We start from the raw sequence: 15,799 nt of genomic DNA on the forward strand, positions 1-15,799 counted from the left end.
CCACCTGTGAGGAGAACCAATGTCCGAGAATCAGAACCGCACGTCAGCCTGCTGCTGCAGCGGCGCAGCCGACAAAATCGATACCTCACCCATCGACCCTACGGCGAGGAACCTGCTTGACCTCGGATCGCAGAACGAGACCACCTGCCCCGTGATGCCCGGCACGCCGGTGAACAAGACGGTCGCCGAAGCGGCGGGACTATTCCGTGACTATCGCGGTCGGCGTTACTGGTTCTGCTGCAAGGGATGCGGACCACGTTTCGACCGCGACCCCGACAAGTATGCCTCCGCCGCATGACCGCGACCCTCGTCGCGCACTCCTCGCCGGGCACCCGAAGTTAGTCACCACCACGCACAAGGAAAGCGTCATGACCCACGCCGACAACACCAGGCACTGCCCCTCAACAGGCACCACCCACCACGGCTACATCACCGATAAAGACAAATACCTCAAGCGGTTGAAGCGCATCGAAGGCCAAGCCCGCGGCATCAGCAGAATGATCGAAGAGGAGCGGTACTGCATCGACATCCTGACCCAAACAGACGCGCTCACCAAAGCCCTCCAAGGCGTCGCGCTGGCACTGCTTGACGACCATCTTCGCCACTGCGTCCGTGACGCCGCCGCCACCGGCGGACCGGCCGCTGACGCCAAACTCACAGAAGCCTCTGAAGCCATCGCCCGCTTGGTGCGTTCCTAACACCCACATCATCAATGCGCGTCGACTGAAACGCGAAGTCCCCTAAGGAAAGAACATGACAAACCGCGATGACCACGGCGTAGCAACATCCCACCCTGGCGGGCACGCCCACCACCAATTCCCCAGCGCACACCCTGACACCCACCCACACGGCGAACACCACGGCCATGACAATCACACCGGCCACACTGGCCATAGCGGCCACGGCGGTGACCACGTGGCCCAATTCCGCAAGCTCTTCTGGATCAACCTGATCATCGCCATACCGGTCGTCGCGTTCTCGACCATGTTCGCGATGCTGCTCGGTTACGACGTCCCCGACTTCCCCGGCGCACGCTGGATCGCGCCCCTGCTCGGGACAGTGATGTACGTCGTCGGTGGCCGCCCCTTCCTCACCGGTGCGCTGAACGAGGTCCGTTCCCGCAAACCAGGAATGATGCTCCTGATCGGACTGGCGATCACCGTCGCCTTTTTCGCGTCCTGGGGCGCGAGCTTGGGCCTGCTCCACCACGAGCTGGAATTCTGGTGGGAACTCGCCCTTCTCATCGTCATCATGCTGCTCGGCCACTGGGTAGAAATGCGCTCGCTGGCCCAGACCACCTCAGCGCTGGACTCACTGGCCGCACTACTTCCCGACGAAGCCGAGAAGATCGACGGCGACCGCACCGTCACCGTCTCGCCGACCGACCTGCACGTCGGCGATGTCGTTGTAGTCCGACCCGGCGGCAGCATCCCTGCCGACGGCAAGATCGTCGACGGACGCGCCGACATGGACGAGTCCATGGTGACCGGCGAATCCCGGCCCGTTACCCGCGGCGTCGGGGATCCCGTCACAGCCGGCACCGTCGCCACCGATTCCGGGCTTCGGGTCGAGATCACCGCCACCGGCGACGACACCGCCCTAGCAGGCATCCAACGCCTAGTCACCGAAGCGCAGAATTCGTCCTCGCGTGCCCAGCGCCTTGCTGACAAGGCCGCCGGCTGGCTGTTCTGGTTCGCCCTGATCACCGCCGCGATCACCGCGGCGGCATGGACAATCGTCGGCAATCCCGATGCCTCGGTGGTAAGAGCGATCACCGTGCTGGTCATCGCCTGCCCTCATGCGCTGGGCCTGGCGATACCACTGGTCGTGTCCATCGCCACCGAACGCGCCGCCAGAGGCGGCGTCTTGATCAAAGATCGGCTGGCCCTGGAAGGTATGCGCACTGTCGACGCCGTGCTGTTCGACAAGACCGGCACCCTGACGAAAGGCGAACCCACCGTCACCGCCGTCGAGGCGACCGGAGACGACGACGGCGACATCGTGCTCGCGCTCGCCGCCGCCGCCGAGACCGACAGTGAACACCCCCTGGCGCGGGCCATCGTGAAAGCCGCCGAGGATAGGGGATTAACGGTGCCGCGCGCCAGCGGCTTCTCGTCCTCTCCTGCCGTCGGTGTGACTGCGACGGTCGACGGGCACGAAATCCGAGTGGGCGGCCCCCGACTTCTCGAAGAAGTCGGCGCCCAGGAGGTCCCCGCGGCCACCGCGTGGCGCGGCGAAGGCGCCATCATTCTGCACGTCATCCGCGACGGAGAGGTGCTCGGCGGCCTGCGCTTGGCCGACGAGATCCGCCCCGAATCCCGCGAAGCCGTCGATGCGCTTCACAAGCTTGGCGTGCAAGTCGTCATGATCACCGGCGACGCCGAAGCCGTCGCCAATAGTGTCGGCCACCAGCTGGGCATCGACCGGGTGTTCGCGGGGGTGCGCCCCGAAGACAAGGCGTCGAAAGTTGCTGCCCTGCAACACGAGGGCAAGAAGGTTGCCATGGTCGGCGATGGAGTCAACGATGCCCCCGCCTTGGCGCAGGCCGATGTCGGCATCGCCATCGGTGCCGGCACTGACGTCGCCATCGCTTCCGCCGGTGTCATCCTGGCCAGTTCCGACCCCCGCTCGGTGCTGTCGGTCATCGAGCTGTCCCGCGCCAGCTACCGCAAGATGAAACAGAATCTCTGGTGGGGCGCCGGGTACAACCTCATCTCTGTGCCCCTGGCTGCTGGTGTGCTGGCACCCATCGGCATCGTGCTGCCCATGTCGGTCGGCGCCATCCTCATGTCACTGTCAACGATCGTCGTCGCGCTCAACGCGCAACTTCTGCGCCGCCTCGATTTGACGCCCGAGGCGAGCACCCGCGCCGTTCTCAACCGTTAGGGGACGGCCCACCATGTGGAGCATCCGGCGACCATGTGAAGTTCGAATCGCCGCTCCCAACCATGTGGAGCTTCGCACGAAGAAAGCAAATGCAGTCGCCGGTCGAATTCTCAATTATCCGTCGACCGCCGGTACCTTCGGATGCGCCGTAGACGGCGTGTAGCTGAGCGACAAGCCACCCAATCGGAGCCGGGGAAGCGGAGGAAGGAGCACCAGTGACCGACCTCGCCACTGTCGAAAATTCGATTCGACGACGGTCGTTCGGCACCCTGTCGACGCTCGATAGCAGCGGCAACCCCCACGCGACGGCCGTCACGTACGCAGCGGCCGGTGAAGGCACAAACCTGACGTTGTACATCACGACCCGTACTACGAACGTCAAGGTTAAAAACATTCGACGACGCCCACAGGTAGCCTTCGTCATTCCCGTGCCGCACCGCTTTCTCCCCATGATGCCGCCGGCAGCTGTGCAGTTTGCGGGGTCGGCCACAATACTGAACCACGAAAACGCCGACGCGCGAGGGGCATTCCACGCGGACTGGTTTCTCCGTCGCATTCTCGCCGCCGAGGAGCGCATCGTCTCTCAGCGTGCTGAGCTGTGCTTCATCGCAGTCCGGCCGAGGCGATGGTTATCCACCTACGGCATCGGAATGTCGGCCCTCGACATCGTGCGTCATCCGGGCGACGCCATCGGGCGGGCAGACCTGACGGGCGGAAACTAGCCGTCAGGCCGTGGATTGGCCATACAGACGTAGGTCAATGCACATGGTCGTGGTCTTGGTGGTCGTCTAGCGGCGTCGCCGCTGGAAGCGGCTCGCTGATGGGCACGGGCGTAGCCTGCTCAGGCGCGCCGCCAGAGCCAGCGCCTGGTGCAGGAGCTTCGACTGGGCGCACGGCAGGCGGGGAAGACGTCGGCTCCAAATCGTAATTGTGATGGTCGTCGACGTGTTCTGCACCGGTTCCGTGATCATCGGAGGCGGGCTCCCCAGCGGGCGCTGCAGGGGATGGTTCAGGATGGCTGTGATGGTCGTCAGTCTGCTCTGCACCAGGTCCGTGGTGATGAGCCCCTGCTTCAGCGCCGGCTGGGGCGTGGTGGCCGTGCCGTAGACCAGAGGCAGCGCCCACTGTGGACGCCAACGTGACGATCCCAATCGCGCCCAGGAGCACCATGGCACTGCCGAAGGCGGGCACCGGTTCTCCTTGAAGGCCGCGGTGCCAGACCCAGCCAGCGCCCATGACGACATAGATCTGAAGCAGCAACGCGCATAGGTCCGCGGCTTGGATCAGTTCGGCTTGACCGGCGTGGGGCCCGAGCGGCGCTCCCGCGGTTCTCGACACGGACCAAAGCGCAATAACGGCAAGGTTGACCATGATGCCAAGAGCTAGCACCGGGGTGGTGGTACGGGTGAGTACTAGCCGCGCCCACAACAGTTGGAACAGCGCGATTGCCGTAAAAAACAGGCCCGCTGGCATCCATTCCTGCCAGTGCGTGGGAACGACGGCGAAGTGGATTACAGAAGCGCCTAGTGAGGCGAGCGCGGCAAGCCGAGCCGCTAACCGGCTGTCGGTCTTCTTCGCTGTCCTAGGCGCCACCGAACAAGGATGACAGCGCCACCCTAGACACTGGCTGCACGAGGCCACATCTCAACCCGACCGAGATTCATTCGTCATCAACTACTGCCGTCCTACGTAGATGGATCGATGCGACCCTTCGTCTGCGAGTCTCAACCACCGCCGTTTGGCGATAACCAACACCGGCTTCTCTTGAGACCTCGCCGATGCGGCAGTAGCGCACGTCGCTGTTCGCGTCCGGAACTGGCTCAGATTGTCGACGGGACTACGCGCGTCACCGTGCGGGGCGCCGAAGGACAGAGGTCACATCTGCCTCATGGCGTTGCGCTGCTTGAGCTGTTCGCGCACCACATCCTCGATACGGCCATCGGGTAGCGACAACACATAGCGCCGCATGACATCCAGCGCAAACTCCTCAATGTCGGCGTAGCTGGCACCGGCAAGCTTGTCGGCGAGGGTGCGCGGCGCCATACCGAGGTTCCCGCCGAGCCGCATACGCAGCTGCTCGAGAAAAGTCGTGGCCTGTATGCGCGACGGGGGATGCAGTGCTAACCGCACCTGAAAGCGGCGCCATGCCGCGCGGTCGAGCAGTTCGCCATGGTTGGTCGCGCAGACGGCGACGACGTGGGAGGGCAAGCGATCGATCTGTAGGAGCAGCGTCGAAACGACGCGCTTGATCTCGCCGGTTTCGTGCGCGTCGGAGCGCTCCTTGGCGATGGTGTCGAACTCGTCGAAAAAGAGCACGCAGCGCCGAGTCCTTGCGAACTCGAAAACGTGATCGATTCGACTCGTTGTCTCTCCAAGAAAGCTAGATACAACTCCCTCGTAACGCACGGCGTAGAACGGCACCATCAACTCCGCTGCCAACACTTCAGCAAGCGAGGTTTTACCGTTACCAGGCGGACCTTCCAAAAGGATGCGGTTACGCGGTTCCAGGCCGTGGCTGCGGAGAAGCTCGCTACGGTGATGCTCCTCGATGATCTCGTTCACCGCCGCCGTGACGGCAGGCGCCAGATGCACCTCTGACAATCGCCGTTTAGGCACAATTTCGGTGACCAGATCAGCGACCTGGCGGGCGGTGTCATCACGGGCGAGCAGGCTGCGAGCACCGGCAGTGGTGATCAATTCGGACAGACGATCAGCCACAAGATGGTGCTGATTGTTGCGCTCCTCGGCGATGATCGCCTCCACCAGCATGCGAAAGCGGGCGACGTCGCCACGCTGCTGCGCCTCGACCAGATCAATCACTAGGTCAGACCTCGCCATGTGGCCCCTCCTTGCGCAATGCGCTCGCTCGATCATTGCAGATGCGTTCACCACCGCGGGTTCGGCGCCGTACTGTGTCGTGCCCGCTAGCAGCGCCAACAGCGCTCAGATAGTTGTCCGAGTTCTGCCGTAGTGTTCTTCGACCGCCCTGCGGCCACTGATCGCACGGGTGGCTTGTCGCCAGCTACCCGGGAGTGTCTCAGAGGCGTATTGGTGCGCCGGGCGGTCACGCTCGTCGGCGTTGGTCTAGTTCCGGACAGCAGGCCCCGCGACGCTCTGCGTGTCGGTGAGGCGAAGCTGCGTTGGCACGGCAGCAGCGCTGAGGTGTCGAGCTGGTCGCGGCCGTGACAGGCCTTCCGGTCACCGGTTTCGTCGTGGTTCACGTCGACAAAGACGCTGATGACCGCCGACATCGACGAAAGTGCATGGAGTTTCTTCTGCCGCACTTGGCGTTGATGCCGTGCCCACCGGCGAGCCGATCTTGGAGCTGGACACTCGGTCACTTCTGAGGACGTCGACCACGCGACACAGCGCGCCGAGGAAGCGAGACAGCGCGCCGAAACGCCCACCTGTCCGCAGCCCATCTCCACGAACAGGCCGGCGACGCACATCAGCGGGCAGCCGAGGTTCACGACCAAGCACCGTCAGCAGGCGTCGGAGACGTCACTGCGCACAAGGCCAAAGCTCAACGTCATCGCAGAGCGGCCACTTCCGATCGAGAGGCCGCTTCGCGCGACTACTACGACGCCGAGCAAGAACGTCACTAGTTGACTGTCTCGTTTCTGAAAATTTGAGACCAATCAGTTCCTGTCTTGATTCATCGAGACGAAGATTAGACCCCTGTCGTCTCGAACGGGTCTCGGCTTCACCCGTTGCTTGATGGCGGCGGCGAGGTCGTCTGGGATGGGCATGGGTGTCATGAGGCCCGCGTTGACGCGGCCGGTGTTGCCGACCGGGTAGCGGCCAGTCATCGAGCCGGGGGCGGCGACGATGAGGCGCAGGACTTGGCCGATGGCTTCGCGGCGGTCGTGTTGGCGAAGTGCGAGCGCCAGCATGGCGGCGTGGTTGCAGGTGTGCAACCAGGGACTTGGTTGGGAGACGATGTGTGCCCGCTCCAAGTGTCGCCACCGGGTCGCGGGGTCTGCGGCGTGTTTCGCGGCGGTCATTTCCGCTCGGTAGACCTTGCGGGCCTGCTCACTGATTCGTGGCATTGAGTTGGCTCCTGTCGTGGGGATGAGCTTGGTGGGGCTATCGGCGGCTGGTCCGCTTGGTGGGTGCGGTCGTGCCGTTGACGGCCGGTGGAGATGCGGTGGGGGCGCAGCAGTCGCACCCGTGCTCATCCTGTGCCGGGGCTGGGGTGATCAGGGAAAGGCTGATGCTGGTGGCGGGGGTCTGCGCGGACTGTAGAGGGCTGCAGCAGGGGTCGTCGAGGACGGGTGCTGGGCCGATGTCGAGGGTGTGGGTTGTGGTTCGCGGGGTTGTCGCTGTGACGCCGGGAAGGGCGGTGATGCGGGCGGAGCGGATGGCGTTGAGGATGACGAATATTTCGGTGGTTTCGTGGATCAGGACCACGGTGGCCAGGCCCAGGACGCCGAAGGCGGCCAGCGGTATCAGGACGGCGATGATGGCCAGCGAGAACGCGATGTTCTGCACCATGATCCGGCGGGCGTGGCGCGAGTGGGCCAGCACCTGGGGTAGGTGCCGAAGGTCCTCGCCCATCAGGGCGACGTCGGCGGTTTCGATGGCGACGTCGGTGCCCATGGCGCCCATGGCGATGCCGATGTCGGCGGTGGCCAGCGCGGGGGCGTCGTTGATGCCGTCGCCGACCATGGCGATGGGTCGGCCCGTGGAGAGGGTCGGCAGCAGGGCTGCCTTGTCTTCGGGTAGCAGCTCGGAGTGCACGGTGGTGATGCCGGCGTCGGCGGCCACCGTGTCCGCGGTGCGGGTGTTGTCGCCGGTGAGCATGGCCACCGTGATGCCCATTCGCTTCAACAGACGGACGGCTTCGGCGGCTTCGGGGCGAAGTTCATCGCGCACGGCGATGGCGGCGACCGGCTGGTCGTCGCGGGCGAGCACCACCACGGTGGCGCCGGCGGCCTGCAACCGCTCCACGTCAGCGGCGAGTGGTCCGGGGGCGACCCAGGAGGGTTTCCCCAGGCGCAGCCGGTGGCCGTCGAGGTCACCGTGCAGGCCGTGGCCAGCCAGTGCGGTCACATCGCTGGCGGCCGGCGAGTCGCCGGCGGCGGTCAGGATCGCTTGAGCCAGTGGGTGTTCGCTGCGCATCTCCAGGGCCGCTGCCCACCGCAGGGCGTCGGCGTCGCTGAGGTCGTCGGTGGTGATCACCTCGACGACGCGGGGCTGGTTGCGGGTGAGCGTGCCGGTCTTGTCGAGGGCGACGACGGTGATGCGGCCAAGTTCTTCCACCGCCGCGCCACCCTTGATCAGGGCGCCGTGGCGGGTGGCGGCCCCGATGGCCGCGACCACGGTCAACGGGACCGCGATCGCCAGTGCGCACGGTGAGGCGGCCACGAGCACCACCAGTGCCCGTTCCAGCCACAGCATCGGATCACCCAACACCGCGCCCACCGCGGCGATCACCGCGGCCAACGCCATGATCGCCGGCACCAGCGGACGGGCGATCCGATCCGCCATTCGTTGCCCGGCGCCCTTGCGTTCCTGGGCTTGCTCGACGATGTGCACGATCCGCGCCAGGGAACTGTCGGCGGCCGGGGCGGTGACCTCGACCTCTATCGCTCCGCCGCCGTTGATGGCACCGGCGAACACGTCGCTGCCGGGCCCGGCTTCCACGGGCACCGATTCGCCGGTGATCGCCGACAGGTCCAGGCTCGTCTGACCGGCTCGGATGGTGCCATCGGTGGCGGCGCGTTCACCGGGACGGATCACCATGACGTCACCGATGACGAGATCCTGGGGGGCAACGGTCGTCTCGATGCCGTCCCGCAGCACCGAGGCCTTCGGCGGCACCAGCGACAACAGGGAGCGCAGCCCGCGACGGGTCCGGCTGACGGCGTAGTGCTCCAAGCCCTCGGCGATCGAGAACAGGATGCCCAGCAAGGCGGCCTCGGCGAACTGACCCAACGCGACTGCGCCGATCGCGGCGATCGTCATCAACGTGCCGACCCCGATACGGCCATGCCGCAGATTACGCACCGCATCGGGCACGAACGTGATCGCGCCGGCAGCGACTGCAGCCAGCTCGACGGCGTGTGCGATGCCCTCGTAGCCGACCCGCCCGGCAATCCAGCTCACAGCGAGCAGCACCGCGGCCAGCGCCGCGAACTGCAATTCCCGTATTTGCCAAAGCCTTTCGGGACCCGCGTCGGGTTCGACGTCGTTGCGTGGCCCGCAGCACGCATCAGACACGATTGGCTTCCTTAGCGCTAGTTGCGGCCACGCTCGGCAAAACAGCTGCGGTTAACTCGCGTCCGCGCTCGGTCAGCTGATACATGACCAACTTGCCCTGACGGCGCGACGACACCAGCGCCGCGTTCTTGAGCTGGCGCAGATGGTGGGACACCAAGCCTTGCGGCTGTCCGACCACCCAGGCCATATCGCACACGCACAATTCGTCGCCGGCCGCCAGGGCGGCCGCAATGGACAACCGGGTCGCATCGCTGAGGCCGCGCGCCGCCGCGGCGGCGGCCTGGACGGTGGCGCTGTCGGGCACCGTGGCGCGAATGGACTCCGCGTGGGGCAGGTTCAGGCAGAGCAGATCGCAGGTATCCACCGGTTCACTCATATCCATATACTAAAGTACGTCGATATGAACATGAAAGGTCTCGGAGCGATCCTGACCAACACCCGCGTTCTGCTGACCGTCTTCGTTATCGCGTTAGCAACGATCGGGACCGCGGTGTTCCTCTCGGTCCGAGGAACCGACTCGGCGCCTCCGATTCAACTTGATGGGGCAGCCGGACAGACGGTCCGAGACAACAGTCACCGGCTCAACTCGGTACCCGACAGCGACGCCTACTTCGTGGAATTCCTCGATTTCGAGTGCGAGGGCTGTCGCGCGGTGTATCCCGCCATTGAGCAGCTGCGCGCCGAGTACGGCGATCGGGTGAACTTCGTGCTGCGCTACTTCCCGCTGCGCTCGCACTTCAACGCCGAGCGCGCCGCACGCGCGGTCGAGGCCGCCGCCCAACAAGGCCAACTCGAACCCATGTACCGGAAAATGTATGAGACACAAGCAGAATGGGGCGAGCAGCAGACTCCCGCCGACGACGTATTCCGCGGCTTCGCCCAGCAACTCGGCCTGGACATGAGCGCATTCGACGACACCTACAACGACCCGGCCACCCTGGAACGCATCCAGCTCGACATCGCCGACGGCACCGCATTAGGCGTGCAAGGAACCCCGACCTTCTTCCTCAACGGCGAACGCATCCAGCCGCGCAGTTATGAAGACCTCTCCACAGCGCTTGACCAGGCTTTGGTGCGCGGATAGACGTCTGTCTCGTATCTACTGAACGGCATCGGTTGCCTCACGTGGCAAGGGCGTGGAAAGAAGACCCTTAAGAATATTCGGCCTGGTTTATCAGATCCCTGGCTCGCTTTCATCGCAACCTGGCAGACCTGCAGCGCGTGACCCATGGTTTCACCGTCTGGCCCGCCCGCCACACGGGTCGGCCGCCAGACAATGGCTGCTCGTCCCTACATCTTTCCCGCACAGCAGGGGCACGGTTCCTTCATGTTGGCGCAGCAAGGGCATGCGTCCATCGGCATCGCCATCATCGTCTCGCCGCAGCACCACATCAGTGGCCTGGCGCCACCGGCGGTGTACGTGACCGCCATGGGGTACTCGCTGGTGACGTCAAAGTAGATCTTGCCGGTGGCCGTCTGCCCTTGAGTCAAGGTGGCCGGGGAAATTCCCCGCGGGCTGGCCATCTGCCACAGCGCTGGGTAGCGGGCGCCTACAGAGGTTGCGGCGAAGTTGGGGATTACCGGTGTCGAAGTGCCCAAGATCGCCGTCACCGTCGCGGTCGCTTCCCACAGCTGGCCGGCCACCGGGAAGTCAGGCACATCACCGCTTTTCTTCAGATCCGCGACCGACCAACTCTGAATGCCACCACCGTCCGCTACCTGCTGATGCGCTCCAAAGCGGTGCAAACAGTGCTCCGCCGCCGACGCCGCCCCAGCCGAGCCCAGTCCCGCCATCGGCGCCATCACAGCCAATACCGCCATCAAACAGAACTTGAGCACATCTACTCCCTACCGTGGGGCCCGGCAAAGTAATCGCCTCGCGTCTACAACCTACGTACCGAGATAGTAGATGATGTCAGAAGCCGATCGACATGGCCTTGCCCTGGGCTCCTATGACGACGGTTGACACCCGCCGCTGAATCGGAAGAGGTCGCCACGCGGTCAAGCACCATCGCCACTTGCCGGTCAACCGTCTGCAACTCTTCCCGCCGCGCCCGAAATCAGGAGCACCTTCGCTATCTGTAATCAGCAAATGCTTCGCCGCCGACACCCAGCTCATCACTGGCGTCGTTAGTGGGCGGCGTCGCGTCGGGCCGGGTCGGTCCGGCGTCGAAGGCGGCCATTTCAACGTAAGGCCGGTTACTGTCAGCGCAACCGGAAACAAGTTTTTGACCGGAGGTATTGACGTGGCAGTGCGAGGGGAGCGAATCCTGGCTGCAGCGCTGGCAGCAGCGGGAAGTCGGCGATTCCGGAACCGGATCGCCGGGCAAGCCGCCCGCTACTGGTCGGCGCCCACAGGATCGGCCTGGGAAGCGAACTCGCACTGGCGCAACGGAATCGGCGATCAAGCCTGGCTGGAGGTTGGTGACGACCATTGGAAGATCTATGAGACCTTCGCCCGAGCCCTTAATTCGCCCAGCCCGAACACGGTGATGGAGTGGGGCGCCGGCGGCGGGGCCAACGCCGTGGCTTTCGCCCCCCATGCGCAGCGCTTCATCGCCGCCGACATCTCCGAAGAAAACCTCGACGAATGCGTCCGACAAGTCCGCGCAACTTGCACGACACCCGTCGAGACACGGCGCATCGACCTCACCTGCCCCGAACAAGCCACCGTCGGATTGGCGGGCAGCAGCGACGTCTTCCTGTGTCTATACGTGATCGAATTAACGACCGACACCGACGCGGTACGGGCCATCCTTGAAATCGCCCGCACCGTGTTGGCTCCCGAAGGCATGGCGTTGGTCCAGATCAAGTACCACACCAGCGATCGTCGGACCCGCGGCTTCGCCGGGACGGCCTACGACCGAAACCTCGCATCGACCACCACCTTCACCATTGAAGAGTTTTGGAACCTGGCGGCAGAGTGCGGACTCACCCCAAGGCTAATCACTTTGGTGCCGGAAAACCGTCTCGACAGCCGCTACGCCTACTACGCCCTCACAAATCCAGCCGCCGTGCAACCCGCGCCGCCTGACGAGCACCTGCTCGACGTCAAGTACACAGAGTTCGCCGCCACATTCAACGCTGACGTCGCCGACGCAGAGAGGCGCGCGGCGCGCGGCAACTACATAAGCCGCCGTGAGGGCGAACAACCGTCGACGACTGACGGTTAAACGGCTTGCCGCTGATTGGTGTAGTAACCGACTCTCCCTGCGTGGACGGCGCGGTGGCATCGTGGGCAGTTCGGATCATTCCGAGCAGCCAGCCCCTAGTTGCTCGCGAATTTGGCTGTGGTGGTGGACGATAGCGCGCGGCTCGTCCTACGTTTGCGTCTATGAGCGGAAGTGAGAAGTTACGGGCGCGCAAGCGTGCGGTGGAAGCGCAGCGCAGGGCGAACGAGAAACGCGCGAGCCTTGAACGTGCCAATGTAGACGATGCCGCCTCGGTTCGTGTGCTGCTCCAGCGGCTGGGCGCCGTTGACGCTTGGGAGAGTGCGCGCCTCGATCAAGTGAATGAAAACGTGCGCACGGACGCAGCCCGCAAGCGTGTGAGTCATTTCGTCAACCTGCAAACGGTTACTGGGCGGATGAGGGACCGCGGTCAGACGATCGCGTCGATCGCTACTCTCGCTGAGGTCGAGGTTCGCGACCTCCAAAATGTCCTTCGCAGAGCGCGTGCTGACGAGGGCGGCGCGCAGCGTGCAACGGAGTCTCGAAACGCCGCGGCCCTCCGCGCAAACGGCGCAAGTCTGGGGAGCCATAGCGCAGTTGGCGTTGACCATCATCAACCGATCGCAGCGGACAACTACCCGACATCAGATCCGAACCGGTGCGTCCGTTGCGACGCGGTCATGCTAGATCCCGAAGTCACTTCCCGGCGGGGGCGTCCGCGTCGCTATTGCTCTGACACGTGCCGCAGAGACGCCTCGGCCGCGCGTACAGCAGCACAGCGGCACGGAGAACCGATTCGCATCGTCGAGGTTCCTCGTGCTGCCGTCCGAAGTGCATCGGGTACACAGCAACACGGTGCCACCGCTCCGGTAATTCGTTCCGCATGCGACGCGGTAGAATTCGCGCTCCGAAACGCGGATGCCATGAAGATATTATTGTCGAGTGTGGCTGAGCGGGCACGGCGTAAAGAGTTGGACCGCAGCACATTTGAGGCCGCCCGAGAACTCGCCAAAGTGGTCTATCCAAATAGGAATTAACGCGTACCCTGGCTCGGCGCTACCCCGTCAGATGCGACGCATGTCGTGTTCCGCCTTCACTTGATGGGGCATTGCTGGCCATGCAAACAGGCGGCGGCATCAATTCCAGCGTGACTGATCCTGACATATGAGAGTTCGGCTGGAATCAAACGTTCTGGACATGACGCGGCTGCCAGTGTCCTGTTTGCTTGAAATTGCAGATCAGCCCACTGAACTGGGAGTATCCGCTAAACGAATGTGTGCTCAGCTGTGGCGAAGTGTCTGTGCGAAGCGGTACTTTATGGGTCATGGAGCGTCTAGATCTGCAGCCGGCCACCGCGTGGGGCGGAATTGCGGCAGCTGGCGTGGCCGGTTCAGACGCCGCGTCTGTTGAACCGGCCGGTCCAATCGCTAGCGGCAGTCTGTCCATCATCGACGCCGCAGCCGGCCTCGCAGACTTCACTTCTGTCGCTGCCCAGCAGGGTCACGCGGCGGGGCTCCTTCTGCGGGTTGAAGCATTAAGCACTGCAGCGGCCGCAGCAGTGAATTCCCTTGTTGTCGTTGATGAACTGAACGCGACACAGCTTCGTTCCGTGGTGGAGTGACTGTGAGCAAGCTGGCGTTCTACCTCGCGGTCGTTAGCACCGTCGTTGCCATCATGTCACTCGCTGTGAGTCTCAAGATCTTCCCAAGTGGGCAGTCTGAACACGCGATAAGGCCGTCGACCTCGTCCACGTCTGCTGCGGAGCCCTCAGAAAAGCGCGACGCAGCAATTGAGGCGTGTGTTGGCCTGAGGAACTTCAAGAGCGGTGTTGGGATTGCGCGTGGCGCCTTCATCGATCGCGTCGACCGGGCCAATGACTGGGAGTCATCACAAAGCCTGGGGGTGCAGGGCTACTACTTCAGCGCGGTGGGTGCGGAGTTGAACTATATGGCCACCCGGCTAGGTCCAGGCGTACCACGAGAAATTGTTGATGCGCTCGCTGATGTCCGGCGGTCGATCGTGGCTGTGGTCGACGCAGATTTGCGCCGTGAACCCGCATCCGTTTCCAACGACATGGTTGATCAGTACTCGAGTGCCCTGCGGGCCGCTGAAAGTGCCTGCGAAGAAACGGGGGCCGGCTAATGGCCGCTCCACCACCCGCTCGTAGCTATTCACGCTTCATCGTGGCGCCCGATGTATGGCCGGTCACCCGCGAGCAATCTGAAGGACGGGCTGCTGCTCAACGTCGTCTGGCGATGGCGACTGCGGCTGCAGTAGATGCTCACCGGGTCGCCTTGCACGGCTTGCAGGTTGTCGGTGTGGCGCAGTCAAATGGTTTCGAAGCAATGCACGCTGCCTACAGGCGTATTCAGGTTCGGGCCGACGATAAGGCCGACGCGGATAAGGCTGCCGCTGATCTGATGCAGAGTGTTGCGGCGATCCAGATGAGTGCTGAGCTGATGATTGACACGATTGATGCTGAGGCACATCAACAACTGGTACACGTGCCGAGCAGAAGTCCCACCGCTATCAACATCATCACCAGTGCTGCTGCGCGGGCGCGAGGAATCGCAGTAGGGGCAGCCGATGAGATCCGCGCTCTAACTGTGCAATTCGTCCAGGGATTTACGCCTCTGCCGGAGGGACCCCCGAATGGCGATCCGTTTAGTACCGGCGATGACGATCGGTCGACCGATAAGCGATCCGACGAATCGCCTGAGCGTCCACCCGAGGTGGCAGTGGAGACCGGTGATACGCAGCCTCGTCTTTCGGTGCCAGACCCGTCTGATGCCGAATCCAGGTCTGGTAACACTGCGCCGCGGGTCAGCACCGGGCCTACCCCTGGTCCTTCATCGCTGTCACCGCACCCCCCGGCGCAGAGCGCCAGTCCTGCGTCCGTAGCCGCGGTTGGTGACATCGGAAGCAGTGGGGTAGGCCTCGCCGGACCAGGACGTTCCTCATCCATCGGCTCGTTGGCCGCGTTCGGAAGTTCAGCATCTCCGCTATCGGGATCGGGCACTGGAGGAATGTCGCAGTCGGGTTTGGTACGGCCGGCAGTATCTGCATCGCCGTCTCCTGCTGTCGCGCTGCAAGGGGTCATGCCTGCAAGTGGTCCTGCGCCGCTGTCATCGGTCACCGGCGCTCAGACGACTAGCTTCCCTGCTGTCGTAGCCACTGCGACGCCGGCGCAGCCGGCGGCATCTCCGAGTGGAATCTGGCATCCGTTAATAGGAGCGACCACGGGTGCCGTGCCAGCGTCTATTGCCGGGCCGCAGGTAGTGTCGAGTACTAATCCCTATCCAGCGGTTTCAGCACCCTTGCTGCCCCCGGGGCCGCTGGGTCCGCCGCCTTCAGTTCCGGCCGCAATTCCACCGGCCGCCGGTGCTGTCCCATTGATTGGCGGCGCTCACACCTCAATGGCGCCTGCCGGCGCATCGGTCGCGACGGCAGCGTTGACAACTCCCGCCGCGACGCTGCCGTCCCGGGTAGCGGCCGCGGCGGCCCGGGACTTGGAACGGCGG

14 protein-coding genes and 1 pseudogene are annotated in these 15,799 nt (G+C 64.1%); 8 read left to right on the forward strand and 7 right to left on the reverse strand.

Features of this window, described 5'->3' with window-relative positions:
- The first annotated feature begins 19 nt into the window (after positions 1–19).
- The 4 genes from J3476_RS02355 (at position 20) to J3476_RS02370 (ending at position 3,608) form a co-directional block, all read left to right on the forward strand.
- Positions 20–298 (forward strand): YHS domain-containing protein, encoded by a 279-nt coding sequence (locus J3476_RS02355; RefSeq protein ID WP_024444591.1) that lies wholly within the window; start codon positions 20–22, stop codon positions 296–298.
- Positions 299–368: 70 nt separating this feature from the next.
- Positions 369–698, forward strand: a complete 330-nt coding sequence (locus tag J3476_RS02360) for a metal-sensitive transcriptional regulator (protein WP_011856766.1) — start codon at positions 369–371, stop codon at positions 696–698.
- Positions 699–753: 55 nt separating this feature from the next.
- Complete coding sequence (locus J3476_RS02365) at positions 754–2,886, forward strand: heavy metal translocating P-type ATPase (protein ID WP_024444590.1); 2,133 nt, start codon at positions 754–756, stop codon at positions 2,884–2,886.
- A 215-nt stretch (positions 2,887–3,101) separates the two neighbouring features.
- Entirely contained in the window at positions 3,102–3,608 is a 507-nt protein-coding gene (locus J3476_RS02370) for a pyridoxamine 5'-phosphate oxidase family protein (RefSeq protein ID WP_064280685.1), read from the forward strand.
- A 34-nt stretch (positions 3,609–3,642) separates the two neighbouring features.
- On the opposite strand, the gene J3476_RS27790 is transcribed toward J3476_RS02370, so the two are convergent.
- The 5 genes and pseudogenes from J3476_RS27790 to J3476_RS02390 form a co-directional block, all read right to left on the reverse strand.
- Positions 3,643–4,527 carry a hypothetical protein gene (locus tag J3476_RS27790; protein WP_082909142.1) on the reverse strand — a complete coding sequence of 295 codons (885 nt, stop codon included), beginning with the start codon at positions 4,525–4,527 and terminating at the stop codon, positions 3,643–3,645.
- Positions 4,528–4,761: 234 nt separating this feature from the next.
- Entirely contained in the window at positions 4,762–5,724 is a 963-nt protein-coding gene (locus J3476_RS02375; RefSeq protein ID WP_064280684.1) for an AAA family ATPase, read from the reverse strand.
- Between the two features lie 878 nt (positions 5,725–6,602).
- Positions 6,603–6,935, reverse strand: a pseudogene (locus J3476_RS02380) (DUF3703 domain-containing protein); the annotation flags it as partial.
- A 37-nt stretch (positions 6,936–6,972) separates the two neighbouring features.
- The gene (locus J3476_RS02385; RefSeq protein WP_064280683.1) at positions 6,973–9,108 is read right to left on the reverse strand and encodes a cation-translocating P-type ATPase; all 2,136 of its coding nucleotides are present in this window, start codon (positions 9,106–9,108) and stop codon (positions 6,973–6,975) included.
- Positions 9,101–9,484 carry a metalloregulator ArsR/SmtB family transcription factor gene (locus J3476_RS02390; RefSeq protein WP_064280706.1) on the reverse strand — a complete coding sequence of 128 codons (384 nt, stop codon included), beginning with the start codon at positions 9,482–9,484 and terminating at the stop codon, positions 9,101–9,103. The genes J3476_RS02385 and J3476_RS02390 overlap by 8 nt, the downstream gene beginning before the upstream one ends.
- Before the next feature lie 24 nt (positions 9,485–9,508).
- Here J3476_RS02390 and J3476_RS02395 point away from each other — a divergent pair, with 24 nt between their 5' ends.
- Complete coding sequence (locus J3476_RS02395; protein WP_064280682.1) at positions 9,509–10,192, forward strand: thioredoxin domain-containing protein; 684 nt, start codon at positions 9,509–9,511, stop codon at positions 10,190–10,192.
- 206 nt (positions 10,193–10,398) lie between these two features.
- Here J3476_RS02395 and J3476_RS02400 read toward each other — a convergent pair whose 3' ends face one another.
- Positions 10,399–10,929 (reverse strand): DUF1942 domain-containing protein, encoded by a 531-nt coding sequence (locus tag J3476_RS02400; RefSeq protein ID WP_064280705.1) that lies wholly within the window; start codon positions 10,927–10,929, stop codon positions 10,399–10,401.
- Positions 10,930–11,126: 197 nt separating this feature from the next.
- On the opposite strand from J3476_RS02400, the gene J3476_RS02405 reads away from it, so the two are divergent.
- The 3 genes from J3476_RS02405 to J3476_RS02415 all read left to right on the forward strand — a co-directional run bounded on the left by J3476_RS02405 (position 11,127) and on the right by J3476_RS02415 (position 14,420).
- Positions 11,127–12,281 (forward strand): methyltransferase domain-containing protein, encoded by a 1,155-nt coding sequence (locus tag J3476_RS02405; RefSeq protein WP_235716664.1) that lies wholly within the window; start codon positions 11,127–11,129, stop codon positions 12,279–12,281.
- A gap of 1,222 nt (positions 12,282–13,503) precedes the next feature.
- Positions 13,504–13,899, forward strand: coding sequence for a hypothetical protein (locus tag J3476_RS02410; RefSeq protein ID WP_234788708.1), 396 nt, complete (start codon positions 13,504–13,506; stop codon positions 13,897–13,899).
- 2 nt (positions 13,900–13,901) lie between these two features.
- Complete coding sequence (locus J3476_RS02415) at positions 13,902–14,420, forward strand: hypothetical protein (protein WP_234788707.1); 519 nt, start codon at positions 13,902–13,904, stop codon at positions 14,418–14,420.
- Positions 14,421–14,605: 185 nt separating this feature from the next.
- Here J3476_RS02415 and J3476_RS27795 read toward each other — a convergent pair whose 3' ends face one another.
- Positions 14,606–14,782, reverse strand: a complete 177-nt coding sequence (locus J3476_RS27795; protein ID WP_185292653.1) for a hypothetical protein — start codon at positions 14,780–14,782, stop codon at positions 14,606–14,608.
- Positions 14,783–15,799 lie beyond the last annotated feature (1,017 nt).

The sequence above is a fragment of the Mycobacterium sp. PO1 genome, assembly GCF_017312405.1.
In the GTDB taxonomy this organism is placed as follows: domain Bacteria; phylum Actinomycetota; class Actinomycetes; order Mycobacteriales; family Mycobacteriaceae; genus Mycobacterium.

Bases quoted from the DNA above. Each gene is read 5' to 3' on its own strand.
- J3476_RS02355 (WP_024444591.1), top strand. From the start codon at position 20: ATGTCCGAGAATCAGAACCGCACGTCAGCCTGCTGCTGCAGCGGCGCA.
- J3476_RS02360 (WP_011856766.1), top strand. From the start codon at position 369: ATGACCCACGCCGACAACACCAGGCACTGCCCCTCAACAGGCACCACC.
- J3476_RS02365 (WP_024444590.1), top strand. From the start codon at position 754: ATGACAAACCGCGATGACCACGGCGTAGCAACATCCCACCCTGGCGGG.
- J3476_RS02375 (WP_064280684.1), bottom strand. From the start codon at position 5,724: ATGGCGAGGTCTGACCTAGTGATTGATCTGGTCGAGGCGCAGCAGCGT.
- J3476_RS02390 (WP_064280706.1), bottom strand. From the start codon at position 9,484: ATGAGTGAACCGGTGGATACCTGCGATCTGCTCTGCCTGAACCTGCCC.
- J3476_RS02395 (WP_064280682.1), top strand. From the start codon at position 9,509: ATGAACATGAAAGGTCTCGGAGCGATCCTGACCAACACCCGCGTTCTG.
- J3476_RS02400 (WP_064280705.1), bottom strand. From the start codon at position 10,929: ATGGCGGTATTGGCTGTGATGGCGCCGATGGCGGGACTGGGCTCGGCT.